The organism is Haloferax profundi (assembly GCF_001469865.1).
GTDB lineage: Archaea > Halobacteriota > Halobacteria > Halobacteriales > Haloferacaceae > Haloferax > Haloferax profundi.
Window position 1 is genome coordinate 1 of sequence record NZ_LOPV01000297.1, and the last position, 14,554, is coordinate 14,554.

Genomic DNA, 14,554 nt, shown 5'->3' on the forward strand with positions numbered 1-14,554 from the left:
CGAGGCGGGACGGCGGGCGGCGGTCATCGCCCCCGTGTTGTTCCGCGACGAGCGACCGCACGTGCTGTTCACGAAGCGCGCGGACCACCTCGGCGAACACCCCGGTCAGATGAGTTTCCCCGGCGGCGGGCGCGAACCTGCCGACACGGACCTCCGAGCTACCGCGCTCCGCGAGTCGAACGAAGAGATTGGCCTTTACTCCGAAGAAGTCACGTTCTACGGCCAACTCGACGATATCCTCACGATAACGGACTACAGTGTCACGCCGTTCGTCGCGACAATCCCGGACCGCGAGTACGACCCCGACCACCGGGAAGTCGCCGAGATTGCGGCGCTGGCAGTCGACGACTTGACCGACCGGTCGAACTACGAGTCGGAACTCCGCGACCACCCGAAGTACGGCGAGATACGACTCCACTTCTTCCACGTCGACGGCTACACCGTCTGGGGTGCGACCGGTCGGATGCTCGTCCAACTGCTCGAACTCACGACCGAGTGGACCGTCCCGCCAGAAGTCGACCGTGTGGTCGACCCCGACGCCGACTATCCTGTCTGAGCGGTCACGTGCCTCCCCTGTCCGCGCGACGCGACGCTGTCGCTCTCGGTCTGTAGCACGTCGAAAAATGAGTCCCGCCCACCAACCCCATGTCCGCCCGCGGCGGTTCAGCCGAGGAGGTACTTGAGGATGGGGCGTTGTTGGACGAACTCCATCTTCTCGATGATGGCGTCGAGGCCGTAGATGCGGCCCGCGGCGAGGGTGCCGATGAGGGCGAACATCATGAGACCGAAGAGGTCACCGTTGACGTAGCCGTGCGCCCAGTCGGCGTTCCCCAGGTAGAAGAACACCATCAGGAAGCCGCCGAAGAAGGCGGCGAGCCGGGTGAGTGCTCCGATGAGGAGTCCGAGGCCGATGAGGGTCTGGCCGAGCGGAATCATGAAGTTCGTGAATTCGAGCATCCACGGAGTGCTGCCTGCCCACGCGAGGAAGCCGCTGATGGGACCGCTGGAGTTCATCAACCAGCCAGCAGCACTGAACGGTTCCGCCGCGAGGTACTTACCCATCCCCGCGTTGAGGAACCAGTAGCCCGTGATGAGGCGAGTGAGTACGAGTACGTACCCCGTCACGCCCTGCGAGTAGTCGAAGTCCATGCGGTTCCCCAGCATCTCGATTTGTCCGGTTTCGGCCATCTTAGTTCACCTTACATCTGAACCGTCGGGGCGACGTGACATATAAAGGGAGAGTCGTTTTCTAATCCATAGAACTGGGAATCACCGAAACCGGTTCTCAGGCCCTGCTCGCCCCAGAATTCGTTATTTTACTCGGTTAGACAAGTGTGTAAATTTCACAATCCTGTAGGTTAGAGACGTGAACCACCGACTGACGGCACTGTATGCTACTATCGTGTCAGAAGGGACGTCTGGCGGAGTCACCACGACGGGCGTATATAACTCGTGTCTGGCGTGGTCAACGTCGCCGTCACCGACAGGGTTTTGCCCTCATCCGCGCTATCCGCTCTCACATGGTCGCACAGACGATGGATCGCGTTCCGCGACGGTACTGAAATTTTTGTGGTGATAGCATGCTGACCGCCGGACGTGCGGTCTCGAAAGCCGGATTGGACGCTGTCGCACTCAAACCCGCCGAGTGTGACGTGCGTCGAGCGGTCGATATCCCGCTGGATATCGTCGCTATCGACTACGAGGGTCGCCACCGGATGCCCGACCGCGAGGTTCTCGAAACGCTCGCGGGCGAGAAGGAAGTCAGATTGACGACGCCAGTCCGGGCCGATGGCTTCGACCCGCTTGGCGACGACTCACTGTACGAGTGGCTACCCGACGGCATTCGACAGGTGCTCGTCGCGGGCCACCCCGCCTACCTGACCGACGAAGAGAAGGGCCGGCCGGTCGCGCCCCGACTCAAAGCGGCCAGAGAGCGGACCCCCGACGCGTGGGTCGGCACCGAAGGCATCGAGCGCATCGCCCTCGCGGCGGGCGGCACGCAGTACGAACTCCTCTCCCGGTCGACGCGGCGCGACGTTCGCGCCCTTCGCGCCGCCGGGTTCGACGGCGAAGTCGCACTCTACGCGCCGACCGCACTGACGGACGACGACGATGAGATTCTCGACGCCGTCGGGGCTTACATCTCCCGTCGACGTCCCGTCGCGCGGGCACTCCCGGACGACGCACCCACAGACTCGTCTGCGGAGGGTCGCGCGCGAGAGGTACTTCTCAAAGCCGCGCGTGACTACGCGCTCATCGGGTCCGTGACCGACGTTCGCCACCGCATCGACGACCTCCGCGACATCGGTGTCGACCTGGTCGTCGGCTATCCGGCGCGCGGTGTCGACGAGTTCGCGGAGTAACCGACACTCCCACTCGATTCGACTGTTCCCGTTCCTTCAAGTAGTATCACGACCCAGCGCGGGGTATGCAGTCTCCCGACCGAGTCGCCGTCGTCGGCGCGGGTGCCGTTGGCCTGACCGTCGCCGCCGACCTCGCAGCGAACGGCGCGCGGGTCACCCTCTTCGAACGAGACGCGCCCGGGGCAGGGATGACAGGTCGTGCCGCAGGCATCTGTTACGACGCCTACGCCGAAGACATCGACGTGTCTGTCGCCGACCGCGCGATGGTCCGGTTTCGCTCGCTGTCGGGAGATGGAGCGTTCGTCTTCCACGAGACTCCGTACGTCTTCCTCGCTCGGACCGGAGACGACGCGTCGGCGTCCGCGCTCCGGGAGGCAGTCGAACGGATGCAGGTCCACGGCCGCGACGTTTCGACGGTCGCTGCCGACGAACTCGGCGAGCGATTCCCCATCCAGACCGACGACGTTGCCCTCGCTGGCGTCGCCGAGAACGCGGGATGGGCCGACCCCGCGGCGTACGTCGACCTGTTCGTCGAGAGGTGCGAAGACGCGGGCGTAGAGTTCCGCGTCGGCGACGCCGTGTCGGTTCGGTCCGACCCACCGGGCGTCGCCATCGACGACGTGGTAACCGCGCGGTTCGACGCCGTCGTCGTCGCCGCAGGCGTTCACTCGCGTCGTCTCCTCGCCGACGCCGGGCATCCAATCGCGCTCAAACCGTACCGCGTGCAGGCCCTCGTCGGTGAGTGCGAGTACGACGGTCCAATCGTCTACGACGCGACGGACGAGTCCTACCTCCGACCCCACCCGGCGGGTGTCCTCGCGGGCGATGGTGTCGAACCCGTCGAAGCAGACCCGACGGACTGGGACGTGACTGCCGACGACTGGTTCGTCCGCGAGTCGCTCACAGCGACTTCACACCGGACGAAGACGACACCGACCGTGGAACGCGCGTGGGCCGGCCTCTGCGGGGCGACGCCGGACCGAAATCCGCTCGTCGGTGCAGTCGACGACGGCCTCTACGTCGCCGCGGGATGGCACGGTCACGGCTTCATGTGGGCACCAGCGATTGGCGAACTCCTCGCGGGTGCGGTTCTCGGGTCAGCGGACGAGTCGCTCCCACAGCAGTTCGACCCGTGTCGATTCGACGGAGACGAGTCGTTCGCGGTGGTCGACGGCATGACACTCGACGGCGACGGAGAATCGAGAGAGAAGTAGCGTCTGAACGCTGCCTCAGGCGTCGTTGTCGTCGTCGGGTGCGCCGGTGTCTGACGACACGCCACCGTGTTCGTCAGCGCCTTCCTCGCCGTCTTCTTCGGTGACTTCGATGTCGCTGCCGCGGTCGTCTTTGGGAATCTGAATCTGAATCGTCCCGTTCTTCTTGACCGTCGCTGTCCCTTCGGCCGCTTCGACGGCGGCGTCCGAGGGGAGCGTCGCGGTACTGGAGAGGGTGAGGCCACGGCCCGGGAAGCGCATCTCGTAGCCCTCGTGGAACTCGCGGAAGCGGTCGATGCGTATCTCGACTTCCCCTTCGAGGAACCGGACCTGCACGTCTTCGGCACGGGCACCGGGCGCGTCGAAGACGACGAGGTAGGCGTCGTCGGACTCGAGCAGGTCGTGTGCGAGCGGTTTGCGCTCTTGCATCTGACTGACGCCGCGGCCGACCCGTTCGAGAACCGCGTTGGCGGCGGACTCGCCGAACTTTCGAAGGTCGCTCATAGCTGAATCTCCTGTAAGAATTGTCCCTCACCACAGTACGGACAGTCGAAGTCCGCCACCGTCACGTCGTCGGGCATGTCGTAGGTGTAGTGCAACTCGAACATGTCGAGTTCGCAGTCCTCGTTGGTGCACTTGATTTCGAGGGTCGCGGGCATACCCATTTCTTGCGCTCCCACGGTCATAAACGCGCGGGAGGCGGAACCCGCGTTCGCCGAGCAAGCCCCGTCGGGCCGGGACGCGCACGGGCCCACGACGGCGCGTCTCGACCGGTTGCGTTTTCAGCGTCGAACGCGAACCGCGACCGATGACCGACCCCGCCGACCTCACCGTGACTATCGTCGACGGATACGTCGACGAACCGGCGCACTTCGGCGTGCCGCCGTACATCTCGACGTATCCACGATTCACCGCAGGTGCGCTGGTCGACGCGGGCGTCCCCGAGTCCAACGTCGTCTACCACACCATCGACGAACTCCGCGACGACCGACAGAAGTGGCGCGACGTCGCCGACGCGGACCTGATGATATACATCGGCGGCATGACCGTCCCCGGAAAGTACGTAGGCGGGACGCCCGCCGAACCCGACGAAGTCCGCGAACTCGCGTGGGTCGCCGAAGGGACGACGCTCATGGGCGGCCCCATCCGCTTCGGCGTCGGCGACGAGAACGCCGGCGGACAGGACATGCAGCGAAAGGACCTCGACTACGACTTCGTCGCCAAAGGCGACATCGAGGCGGCCGCCTACGATCTCGTCGACAGCGCGCTCGAAGGGTTCGGCAACCGGATGCGCGACAACGAGGAACTCGACCGCTGGGCCGCGAAGGGAGCGTTCGTCGTCGAACAACACCCGAACCACCCCGACCACCTCATCTGCGAGATGGAGACCTCTCGCGGGTGCGCGTACCGGTGTTCGTTCTGTACCGAACCATTGTACGGGAACCCGTCGTTCCGCACCGCCGACTCCGTCGTGAAGGAAGTCGAGAACCTGTACGAACGTGGCGCACGGCACTTCCGCCTCGGCCGTCAGGCAGACATTCTCGCGTTCGGCGGCGACGGCGAAGCGCCGAACCCGGACGCACTCCGTCGCCTCTATGGCGGTATCCGCGAGGTTGCGCCGGACCTCGGAACGCTCCACCTCGACAACGTCAACCCCATCACCATCGTCGAGTGGCCCGAGAAGTCCCGCGAAGCACTGAGCATCATCGCGGAACACAACACGGCGGGCGACACCGCGGCGTTCGGCCTCGAATCGGCTGACCCGGTCGTCCAAGAAGAGAACAACCTCAACGTCTCGGCAGACGAGTGTTTCGAAGCGGTCAAAATCGTCAACGAGGTTGCCGGATGGCGTCCCGGCGACGACCCTGCGGACGCACCTACTCACGGCCCCGGGGCGTCGAATCGCCTCCCGAAACTGCTCCCCGGCATCAACCTCCTCCACGGCCTGAAAGGCGAGTCCAAGGAGACGTTCGAACACAACAAGCGCTTCCTCCAGCGGGTCTACGACGAGGGCCTGATGGTCCGCCGTATCAACATCCGGCAGGTCATGGCCTTCGACGGCACCGACATGTCGGACACCGGCGCGTCTATCGCACAGGACCACAAGCAGTTGTTCAAGAAGTACAAACAGGAGGTTCGCGAGGAAATCGACCGCCCGATGCTCCGTCGCGTCGCTCCGCCGGGAACTGTCCTCCCCGACGTCCACCTGGAGTACCATCAGGATGGCCGTACCTTCGGCCGACAACTCGGTACCTACCCACTACTCGTCGGGATTCCGGGCGAACGCGAACTGGGCCAGACCACAGACATCGTCGTCACGGACCACGGCTATCGCTCTGTCACGGGCGTCCCGTACCCGCTCGACATCAACGAGGCGTCGATGGACGAACTGACGGCGATTCCGGGTATCGGAAAGTCCACTGCCGGCGACATCGTGGTGAACCGCCCGTACGACGACCCGGGCAGCGTCGGCATCGACGCGAATCTGCTGAAGTACGTTCAGTAAACGCTTCAGACGTTCTTCTTTCAGTTTTCACGTGCAAGCGTGCACTCCCGTTCACTCGAAACTGTGGTGGGTCGTTCACTTGCAATCGTGGTCTGTCACGCCGAGACTAGCAGGCTAGTCGGCGGTGACAGCAGCGTTCACCGAGTAGAAAAATCGTGCCGCGTTAGAAGTCGTCTTCGACGACTTCGCCGACTGCGAAGTTGGACTTGACCTCGGTGATTTCGACCTTCACGCGTTCACCGACGTCGGTTCCGGGAACGATGATGACGTACCCGCGTTCGACGCGAGCGATACCGTCACCCTGCTTGCCGATGTCTTCGATTTCCACGTAGCGAAGTTCACCGGTCTCGACCGGGGGTTGTGGTTCGGCGGACGGGGCGGGACCGCCGCTCGGTTCGGTTTCGACGGCTTCGTGTGCCTCGCGAGAGATGAGAGCGACGCGATACGTCTCGCCGGGGTCGATGGCCCCGGTCTCGACTTCGCGGCGAGGAATCTCGACGATATATCGGTCGTCCTCGGTGCGAACGTCAGCATTGAACAGACACAGGAGTTTATCTGAGATTTCCACCGTTAGACCTCCACTATGTGGTCAGCCCGAACTGTTAAAGATGTACCGCCGTCCCTGAGATTCAGCTATGGAACCTCGGTTCCGTCTGGTCGTTTCGCACCCTCGGAGTCGTGGACGACGACCTCTCCCGGCCCGGTTTCGACCGGTTCGTAGACGTCGGAGACGGCGAGTGCTTCGCGTATCTCGCGGACGGCGCGTTCCTTGAGCGCCCGCGCTAATTCCTCTGCATCGTCTCGTGAGATGTCCCGTCCGAGGCCCTCGCACTCGTGTGCGCGGACGACGCCTTCTTCGTCGACGGCGTCGCCCATCGGTTGACTCGTGCCCGCGACGGCGACGCTGAAGGGGTACGTCTCACAGATGAGTGGCCGGTCGTCGTGGACCTGACAGGCACCCAGTCCCGTCTCGTCTTCCTCGTAGAATCGACAGTCGCCGCAGGCAGTCGTCTGGAGTGCCCACTCGAACGTCTCTCCTTCGAGGCCGTCGTCACCCTCGGTGAGTCCGTAGGGCATCGGTCTGGCGACGTCTCTCCATTCCAGCGAGGTCTCCGAGGAGGAGGCTACGGCGACTTCGTCGCCGTCAGCATCGTAGTCGGTTGCGTCTCGAATCGTCCGCACCTCGTCGGGGAAGATGGTCGCCGTGTGCGGTTCTCTCCCGTCGTCGGTGTCGTAGCCCTTGCAGCACGCGCCACAGCGTGTGCACTCGAAGCCAATCGACTCGATGGCGTCGGCCAGTTCCGACACGTCGAGGTCACGGGCCGCTGCGAGTTCGGCTTCGAGGTCCATACTCGGTGTGCGGCCGCGAGCGTCAAGAGACACGCGGTTCGGTCTGTGTGGCGCACTTGGCCGACGCCCCGCGGAGGTGACTCAGATTAGTTCGACCTGTTGGGAATCTGGGTCCCAGCGGACGCGGCCACCGGCGTCGAGTTTCTCGATGTGGGCGACGACTGTCGCCCGGGCGAGGTCACGGACGGCAGAGATGTCCTTGTCGTACGCGGCGTCGGTCACGGCTTCCGGCGTCGTGTTGCCGGCGCGGATGGCGTCGAGTACCTTCTCCTCGCGGGCGTTTCGGTGCGAGACGAGGCGTTCGAGCGTCGCCCGCGCGTCTGTGATTTCGGGTCCGTGCCCGGGGAGGAGTCGCGCAGGGTCGTGCGCGTGGAGTCGTCTGAGCGCGACGAGGTACGCCCGCAGGTCGCCCTCCGGTGCCCCGACGACGACACTCCCCTCGGCGACTGCGAGGTCACCGGACAGGTAGTCGTCGCCGGCGACGAACGTCGCGTGGTCGCGAGCGTGTCCCGGCGTGTCGAGAACGCTGACTCCGGTTCCGATGGGGATGGTCGTTCCTTCGGTGAACGTCTGGTCCGGTTCGACACTCGTCGCGTCCACGAAGTCTCGTTCTCGCCCGCGACGACACCAGACGGTTGCCCCGGTTTCGTGGGCGTACGCCGCGACAGCGCCGACGTGGTCGGGGTGGGTGTGAGTGACGGCGATGTGGGTGACGTCGTGTCGCTCGACGAGTGAGTCGAGTTCGGCGGTTCGGGCCGCGGGGTCAACGAGCAAACCCTTCGATTCGTCCGCGACGAGGTACGCGTTCGTCGCACCGCTCGGGGCGCGAGTCGAGATAGGAACCGAGACGCGCGTGACGTGCATGACGACGGCTAGGCTCGCGGGTGATTTAGCGGTTCGGCAGAAGTGGTGGCTTGGTCTGCGGGGTGCGCCCCCGCGGGCGGTAGTCGTCTACGGTACGCGGTCGGCGCGTCTACGTGTTGAGGAAGTAGACCTGTTTGCGCGCGTCCTTGAAGGAGTAGCGCGAACCGACGAGGTCCGACTCTTCGAGACGGTTGAGTGCGTAGCGGACGGTCCGGTCGGGAAGCAGCGACTCCTCCGCGAGTTGGCCCTGCGAGAGCGGTGCATCGCTCTCGAGGACTTTGGCGACGAGTTTCGCGCTCGGTGGCAGTTCGCGGAGTCGCTCTCGGAACTCGGCCTCCGAGAGCAGGTCGTCAGTATCAGGCTCTGCAGTGGTGGTGCTCATACCTGTGACAGTAGGTTCCTCTGTGTTAAGAGTTAGCTTCAAGTGTGACAAAACAATGCAGACACCTTATACACATATTATCTCTCTTGACTGGTGTGAGACTTGCCGGACTGCGGCGGTTTCGTCAGGCGTTCTGTAACTTGTCCACCGCAGGCGCACCGACGCGATAGCGACCCATCGGTGCGTGACAGTCGGGACAGTGGACGACGACCCACTCCGCGATGGTGTGGCGCGTCAGTTCTTCGGTCTCGTGCGTCGACCGACAGTTTCGACACGTTGGCATACACCACGCTACGGTCTCTATCGACGAAAGTATATCCCTGTACCGCACCCGACATCCGACGGATATCCAGTACCGTTTTACCGTCGCCCCCGCGAGTATGCGTAGCGTGAAAGGAAAGGAGTGGTACCAGGCCGACGAGGTCGCCCAGGAGTACGACTCGAAGCGGTTCTCCAAGGGTGGTCGGCTCATCGACCGGCGTGAAAAAGAGGCAGTCCTCGCGGCACTCGGCCCTGTCGAGGACAAGAATATCCTCGAAATCGCTTGTGGGACCGGTCGGTTCACCGTGATGCTCGCTCGAGAGGGAGCGAACGTCGTCGGACTGGACATCTCACGGGCGATGATGGTACAGGGGCGGGAGAAAGCCCGAAGCGCGGGCGTCGCAGACCGAATCGAGTTCCTCCGCGGCGACGCTGCACGGCTTCCATTCCCAGACGACCACTTCGACGCGGTGTTCGCGATGCGTTTTTTCCACCTCGCGGACACACCGGCGAAGTTCCTCGCAGAGATGGCACGTGTCTCGAAAGGACAGGTGTTCTTCGACACGTTCAACGACCAGAGTCTGCGCGTCGCGTACAACTGGTTGCTTCCCATGGGGTCTCGACTCTACTCCGAACCGGAGGTCAACCGACTGCTCGACGACGCAGGACTCGAACTCACGGACGCGAAACACGACTTCGTCGTCCCGTTCGGGTTCTACCGGAAGGTGCCGAACGGCATCGCACGGCCGTTCCGGTCGCTCGACCTCACGGTGGGTAACTCACCGGTCGGCGACGACATCGCGTCTGTCTCGTACTGGAACGCGCACGTTCCCGGCGCTGTCGATGCGGAGTCTCGTGCGACGACGCGTGCGAGCGACGCCGAGTGAGACCGCGCGTCACTGTCTCACGATACACTTTCCCACGGTTCTCGATTCACATTTAAGTACGTCCACCGCAAGTGTTTGGTATGGACCTCTCGGTTGTGCTCCCGACCCTCAACGGTCGGGACCGTCTCGTCACCAGCCTCGACGCGCTGGCCGAGTACGCCCCCGACGCCGAGGTCATCGTCGTCAACGGCCCGTCGGCCGACGGAACGACCGGGATGGTGAGAGAGCGCGACGACGTCGACGTTCTGGTCGAGATTTCTGACCGGAACCTCAACGTCGCACGCAACGCAGGTATCGAAGTCGCCAGCGGCGACGTCGTCGCTCTACTCAGATACGACCTCTCTGTCGAACCCTCGTGGCTCACGGCGCTCGAAGACGCTATCGACGACTCGCACGTCGTCACCGGGCCGATGCACCAGACGCTCCGAAACGGGATGACGACCGAGTCCCTCGAAGAGAACACGATTGCTGGTCGCGAAGTGACCTACTTCAACGGTGGCAACGTCGCGTTCCGCCGTTCCGTCATCGACTCTCTGGACGGGTTCGACGAGTACCTGCAGACTGGCGGCGCACGAGACGCGGCGCATCGACTCGCCAGTCTCGACCGAACCGTCGCGTGGGCACCAGAGATGTGTGTCCGCCGAGAATTCGAGGCCGATGGCGGTATCTCGGAGCGCGATTGGGGCTGGAAATATCGGGCCTTGACCTATCGTCTCGTGAAGAACTACGGACTTCGACCCGCCGCAATCGAACGGACCGCGAAACACGCCATCTCAGACGGCGTCGAAGCAGCGTTCGGCGTCCTCAAAGGCGACGTGACGCCGTCTGGATGGGTCGGAACCGGACGTGACGTCATCACCGGTATCGCGACGGGAACGTCCGACGGGATGGTCGCCCGCGCACGTGACCGCTCTCGCTCCCGGAATCCGCACGGCTGTTCTACCCGTGCAGACCGCGCAGTCGCCCGGTACGACTGGCGCTGACTTTCCTGTCCTGACCGCGACGTTCTGCCTACGTTTCTCCCGGGGCGAGCGCCGCGATTACGCGGGCCGCATTCTTCGAGAACGCGCGTGCCAGCGCGTCTTCCGACACGTCGAGTGTCAGAATCTCCATGACGCCGACGTTCGGGTGCGTCTCCGGTGCACCACTCCCGAACAAGACGCGGTCGGGGTGTTCGAGGAGTGCCCGTTCGAGGACGCTCCGGTAGCGGACGAAACTCGTGTCGAGGTACAGGTCGTCGTGGTCGTCGAGCAAGTCGATAGACTGGTGCATCAGGTCTTGGTCGAGTGGATACCCGCCGAAACTCGAGAGAATCACGGGGAATCTCCCCAAGAGCGACTCCGCGACGGCCGACGGTTCGAACGACTGGCCACCGGTGACGAACACCGGGAGACCGACGTCTTCCAGCATCGAGAGCGTCGGTTCGTCGGGGAGACCATCGACCGCAGGGGCGAGACAGAATCCGTGGAATCGGTCGTCGTATGCGTACTGCTCTACGTCGTCTGGGTCGGTGTGGAAGTCCTTCCGCGACGACGTGAGGTTCCGGAGGCGCGCCGACGTTCGCCCACTGGGGTCGCGCGGACCGTTGACGCGGGCGAACGCGAGGAACGGCCTGTCGACGCTCATCCGTGCCACGGCGTTGTTCGGCCGTAGATAACTCTGGTCGCCTGGTTGTGTCCCCGGAGAGACGATTGCTCGGACGACGCCCGCCTGATGCAGTTCGCGCTCTAATCGCTCGGGGCTAATCTCACGTCCGCGCGTCGCAATCGACTGCTTGTCCGGGTCGAGTCGCGCGTTCACGTCGACCACCCTGAACCCGTGTTCCAACTCCAGCATTGTCGAGGTGTCACACGTCCCCGTCAAATAGGTTGTAGAATCGCGTGCGAGTCACAGTAGAACGTGACGTTCATTCCTTCTATACTGTCGAGAGAGAACGTAACGACGCAGTTTTTTGGCCTTCTCTTCCCATCATTCGATGTGTGTCTGATTGCGGAGGTTCTCGTTCCTCTCTCTGCCCTTCCGTTCGGTCGGTCGGTCGAAGAATACGATATCGAACTCGAACTGGAACAGACAATTCCACTCTCGGATAGCGTGACATCGTTCGTCTGGGCACGAGGCCCCGACGCATCGGATTTTCACACCCTCGCCGAACAAGCGTTGGAGACGCACGAAGTCACACTCGTCGCGAGGGTTCCAAACGGTGCACTCTACGGGTCTGACTGGGACCCGGGAACGAGCAGACTGTTCGCGGAACTCCACGACCACGGGACGGTCCTCCTCGAGTGTACGAGCACAGAGAACTACTGGCGACTCCGCCTCCGGGTCCCCTCTCACAGCGTCCTCAGCGACCTCCGAATTCACTGGGCGAACAACGGCATCGAAGCAGAGTTCGACCAGATTACACCGCTCGCCGCCGACGAGGCACCACTAGGTGAGGGCTTGACCGACAGTCAGCGTGAAGCACTGCTCCTCGCACTCGAACTGGGGTACTTCGACGACCACCGACGAACGTCCCTCGACGAACTCGGTGACGAACTCGATATCTCACGGCAGGCAGTCGCGGCACGTCTTCGCCGGGCGTATCGGACGCTCGCAGAGCGGATTCGCGACGAGTCGCCCTGAATTCGGCGGGTTACATAATCAACCCACACTCATACGTACCACACTGCCGTTCGGGGGAGTATGGACGACCAGCGCGATCAGGATGCTGGGTCCGTGGTAACCATCTCCGCCGACCGATACGAAGAGGTAGCCGTTGCGATTACCTCCGCAGTTGCGACGGCATCAGAACTCAGCCCACTCGAACTCCCTCCGCTTGGAGATATCGGCGTGGACCCTGAGGCCCTCGACGCATTATTTGAGTCCTCCCACGACCCCTCTCGACGTCTCACATTTACCTATGCCGGGCTACTCGTCTCGTTGTTCGGTGACGGAACGATTACGGTGAGTCCAACAGAGGATTGACCCCCACGGATTCACATCCGCTACCCCCGTCGAACGCCACCCTGTCGTGCGATTTCCTAGCGCACTTCTGGGCGAAAACTATTTATAGAACTGCAATCGTTGATAGCGCTTGAGGTTTCAACATGGCTTCACGAATGCAGCAACCACTATACATTCTCGCAGAGGGGACGAGCCGAACACGTGGCCGCTCCGCACAGGACTCGAACATCCGCGCCGGAAAGGCCGTCGCCGAGGCTGTACGCACGACGCTCGGCCCGCGCGGGATGGACAAGATGCTCGTCGACTCGTCGGGCGACGTCGTCATCACGAACGACGGGGCGACCATCCTCGAAAAGATGGACATCGAGCACCCCGCCGCGCAGATGATCGTCGAAGTGTCCCAGACCCAAGAAGAGGAAGTCGGTGACGGCACGACCACCGCCGCCGTCCTCACGGGCGAACTGCTCGCCCACGCCGAAGACCTCCTCGACTCCGACCTCCACCCGACGGTCATCGTCGAAGGGTACACCGAGGCCGCCCGCATCGCACAGGATGCGGTCGACGACATGCTCCTCGACGTCGACCTCGACGACGACCTCCTCCAGAAAGTCGCCGAGTCCTCGATGACGGGCAAGGGGACCGGTGACATCACCGCCGACGTCCTCGCGAAGCACGTCGTCAAGGGCGTCCGGATGGTCCACGAAGACGCAGACAGGAAATTCCACCGCGAAGACGTGCGTGTCATGACCCGCACGGGTGCGTCCTCCTCGGCGACCGAACTCGTCGAAGGCGTCGTCCTCGACAAGGAACCCGTCAACGAGAACATGCCCCGCGCCGTCGAAGACGCGACTGTCGCCGTCCTCGATATGAAACTCGACGTTCGCAAGAGCGAGGTCGACACCGAGTACAACATCACCTCTGTCGACCAACTCACCGCCGCCATCGACGCCGAAGACCGCGAACTCCGTGGCTACTCGAAGGCGCTGAAGGACGCCGGTGTCGACGTCGTCTTCTGCACGAAGTCCATCGACGACCGAGTCGCTGGCTTCCTCGCCGACGCGGGTATCCTCGCGTTCAAGAGCGTGAAGAAGTCCGACGCCCGTGCCCTCGCCCGTGCGACTGGCGCGAAGCGTCTCGGGTCGCTCTCCGACGTCGAACAATCCGACCTCGGGCACGTCGACTCCGTCAGCATCCGCAAGTTCGGCGACGACGAACTCACCTTCGTCGAGGGCGGTGCCGCGTCCAAGTCCGTGACGCTGTTCCTCCGCGGTGGCACCGCGCACGTCGTCGACGAACTCGAACGCGCCATCAACGACTCCATCGACGTGGTCGTCGCCGCCATCGACATGGGTGGTGTCGTCCCCGGTGCAGGTGCGACTGAAATCGCAATCGCCGACCGCATCCGGTCTGAAGCCGCCGGTATCGAGGGGCGCAAGCAACTCGCCGTCGAGGCGTACGCCGACGCCGTCGAGGCCCTCCCGCGCACGCTCGCAGAGAACACGGGCATGGACCCCATCGACGCACTCGTCGACCTGCGCGCACGCTACGAGAACGAAGGCATCGCCGGCATCATCTCGACCGGCCGCGCGGGTGAAATCGGTGACCCCGTCGAACACGGCGTCATCGACCCCGTGGCCGTCAAGCGCGAGGCCATCGAGTCAGCGACGGAAGCCGCGACGATGATTGTCCGCATCGACGACGTCATCGCCGCCAAGTAAGTCGCCCCACACGACCGCCCAGTACAGCTAACCGACAGCATCCCACGCTGTCGGGCCACTTCGTGTTGC

The 14,554-nt window shown here is 63.5% G+C and carries 18 protein-coding genes; 9 read left to right on the forward strand and 9 right to left on the reverse strand.

The features are described 5' to 3' along the window. The coding region (locus AUR66_RS12385) for an NUDIX hydrolase (protein ID WP_058572668.1) at nucleotides 1-556 on the forward strand (556 nt) is incomplete at its 5' end. A gap of 107 nt (nucleotides 557-663) precedes the next feature. On the opposite strand, the gene AUR66_RS12390 is transcribed toward AUR66_RS12385, so the two are convergent. Beyond that, nucleotides 664-1,188 carry a DoxX family protein gene (locus tag AUR66_RS12390; protein ID WP_058572669.1) on the reverse strand — a complete coding sequence of 175 codons (525 nt, stop codon included), beginning with the start codon at nucleotides 1,186-1,188 and terminating at the stop codon, nucleotides 664-666. Nucleotides 1,189-1,580: 392 nt separating this feature from the next. Here AUR66_RS12390 and AUR66_RS12395 point away from each other — a divergent pair, with 392 nt between their 5' ends. Beyond that, nucleotides 1,581-2,363: a DUF7388 family protein gene (locus AUR66_RS12395; RefSeq protein ID WP_058572670.1), complete on the forward strand. Its 783-nt coding sequence runs from the start codon at nucleotides 1,581-1,583 to the stop codon at nucleotides 2,361-2,363. Nucleotides 2,364-2,428: 65 nt separating this feature from the next. Further along, nucleotides 2,429-3,577 (forward strand): NAD(P)/FAD-dependent oxidoreductase, encoded by a 1,149-nt coding sequence (locus AUR66_RS12400; RefSeq protein WP_058572671.1) that lies wholly within the window; start codon nucleotides 2,429-2,431, stop codon nucleotides 3,575-3,577. A gap of 15 nt (nucleotides 3,578-3,592) precedes the next feature. Here AUR66_RS12400 and AUR66_RS12405 read toward each other — a convergent pair whose 3' ends face one another. Together AUR66_RS12405 and AUR66_RS22065 are read right to left on the reverse strand one after the other, a co-directional pair. Then, nucleotides 3,593-4,078 carry an Hsp20/alpha crystallin family protein gene (locus AUR66_RS12405; protein ID WP_058572672.1) on the reverse strand — a complete coding sequence of 162 codons (486 nt, stop codon included), beginning with the start codon at nucleotides 4,076-4,078 and terminating at the stop codon, nucleotides 3,593-3,595. Further along, nucleotides 4,075-4,233 (reverse strand): DUF7559 family protein, encoded by a 159-nt coding sequence (locus tag AUR66_RS22065; protein WP_191965791.1) that lies wholly within the window; start codon nucleotides 4,231-4,233, stop codon nucleotides 4,075-4,077. The genes AUR66_RS12405 and AUR66_RS22065 overlap by 4 nt, the downstream gene beginning before the upstream one ends. Before the next feature lie 149 nt (nucleotides 4,234-4,382). Here AUR66_RS22065 and AUR66_RS12410 point away from each other — a divergent pair, with 149 nt between their 5' ends. Beyond that, entirely contained in the window at nucleotides 4,383-6,080 is a 1,698-nt protein-coding gene (locus AUR66_RS12410; protein ID WP_058572673.1) for a radical SAM protein, read from the forward strand. A gap of 163 nt (nucleotides 6,081-6,243) precedes the next feature. Here AUR66_RS12410 and AUR66_RS12415 read toward each other — a convergent pair whose 3' ends face one another. The 5 genes from AUR66_RS12415 to AUR66_RS22070 all read right to left on the reverse strand — a co-directional run bounded on the left by AUR66_RS12415 (nucleotide 6,244) and on the right by AUR66_RS22070 (nucleotide 8,959). Then, entirely contained in the window at nucleotides 6,244-6,648 is a 405-nt protein-coding gene (locus AUR66_RS12415) for a TRAM domain-containing protein (RefSeq protein WP_058572674.1), read from the reverse strand. 65 nt (nucleotides 6,649-6,713) lie between these two features. Continuing rightward, complete coding sequence (locus AUR66_RS12420) at nucleotides 6,714-7,430, reverse strand: YkgJ family cysteine cluster protein (protein ID WP_058572675.1); 717 nt, start codon at nucleotides 7,428-7,430, stop codon at nucleotides 6,714-6,716. An 81-nt stretch (nucleotides 7,431-7,511) separates the two neighbouring features. After that, complete coding sequence (locus tag AUR66_RS12425; RefSeq protein ID WP_058572676.1) at nucleotides 7,512-8,294, reverse strand: MBL fold metallo-hydrolase; 783 nt, start codon at nucleotides 8,292-8,294, stop codon at nucleotides 7,512-7,514. Between the two features lie 109 nt (nucleotides 8,295-8,403). Further along, entirely contained in the window at nucleotides 8,404-8,676 is a 273-nt protein-coding gene (locus AUR66_RS12430) for a winged helix-turn-helix domain-containing protein (protein WP_058572677.1), read from the reverse strand. Between the two features lie 124 nt (nucleotides 8,677-8,800). Continuing rightward, the gene (locus AUR66_RS22070) at nucleotides 8,801-8,959 is read right to left on the reverse strand and encodes a hypothetical protein (protein WP_197409774.1); all 159 of its coding nucleotides are present in this window, start codon (nucleotides 8,957-8,959) and stop codon (nucleotides 8,801-8,803) included. Nucleotides 8,960-9,065: 106 nt separating this feature from the next. On the opposite strand from AUR66_RS22070, the gene AUR66_RS12435 reads away from it, so the two are divergent. Together AUR66_RS12435 and AUR66_RS12440 are read left to right on the forward strand one after the other, a co-directional pair. After that, nucleotides 9,066-9,824 (forward strand): class I SAM-dependent methyltransferase, encoded by a 759-nt coding sequence (locus tag AUR66_RS12435; RefSeq protein ID WP_058572707.1) that lies wholly within the window; start codon nucleotides 9,066-9,068, stop codon nucleotides 9,822-9,824. Nucleotides 9,825-9,904: 80 nt separating this feature from the next. Beyond that, nucleotides 9,905-10,807 carry a glycosyltransferase family 2 protein gene (locus tag AUR66_RS12440; protein ID WP_058572678.1) on the forward strand — a complete coding sequence of 301 codons (903 nt, stop codon included), beginning with the start codon at nucleotides 9,905-9,907 and terminating at the stop codon, nucleotides 10,805-10,807. Nucleotides 10,808-10,835: 28 nt separating this feature from the next. Here AUR66_RS12440 and AUR66_RS12445 read toward each other — a convergent pair whose 3' ends face one another. Next, the gene (locus AUR66_RS12445) at nucleotides 10,836-11,660 is read right to left on the reverse strand and encodes an amidohydrolase family protein (protein ID WP_058572679.1); all 825 of its coding nucleotides are present in this window, start codon (nucleotides 11,658-11,660) and stop codon (nucleotides 10,836-10,838) included. 141 nt (nucleotides 11,661-11,801) lie between these two features. On the opposite strand from AUR66_RS12445, the gene AUR66_RS12450 reads away from it, so the two are divergent. The 3 genes from AUR66_RS12450 to thsA all read left to right on the forward strand — a co-directional run bounded on the left by AUR66_RS12450 (nucleotide 11,802) and on the right by thsA (nucleotide 14,485). After that, nucleotides 11,802-12,446, forward strand: coding sequence for a helix-turn-helix domain-containing protein (locus tag AUR66_RS12450; protein WP_058572680.1), 645 nt, complete (start codon nucleotides 11,802-11,804; stop codon nucleotides 12,444-12,446). A 60-nt stretch (nucleotides 12,447-12,506) separates the two neighbouring features. Further along, nucleotides 12,507-12,788 (forward strand): HalOD1 output domain-containing protein, encoded by a 282-nt coding sequence (locus AUR66_RS12455; protein WP_058572681.1) that lies wholly within the window; start codon nucleotides 12,507-12,509, stop codon nucleotides 12,786-12,788. A gap of 134 nt (nucleotides 12,789-12,922) precedes the next feature. After that, nucleotides 12,923-14,485 carry a thermosome subunit alpha gene (gene thsA / locus AUR66_RS12460; protein WP_058572682.1) on the forward strand — a complete coding sequence of 521 codons (1,563 nt, stop codon included), beginning with the start codon at nucleotides 12,923-12,925 and terminating at the stop codon, nucleotides 14,483-14,485. Nucleotides 14,486-14,554: the final 69 nt, after the last annotated feature.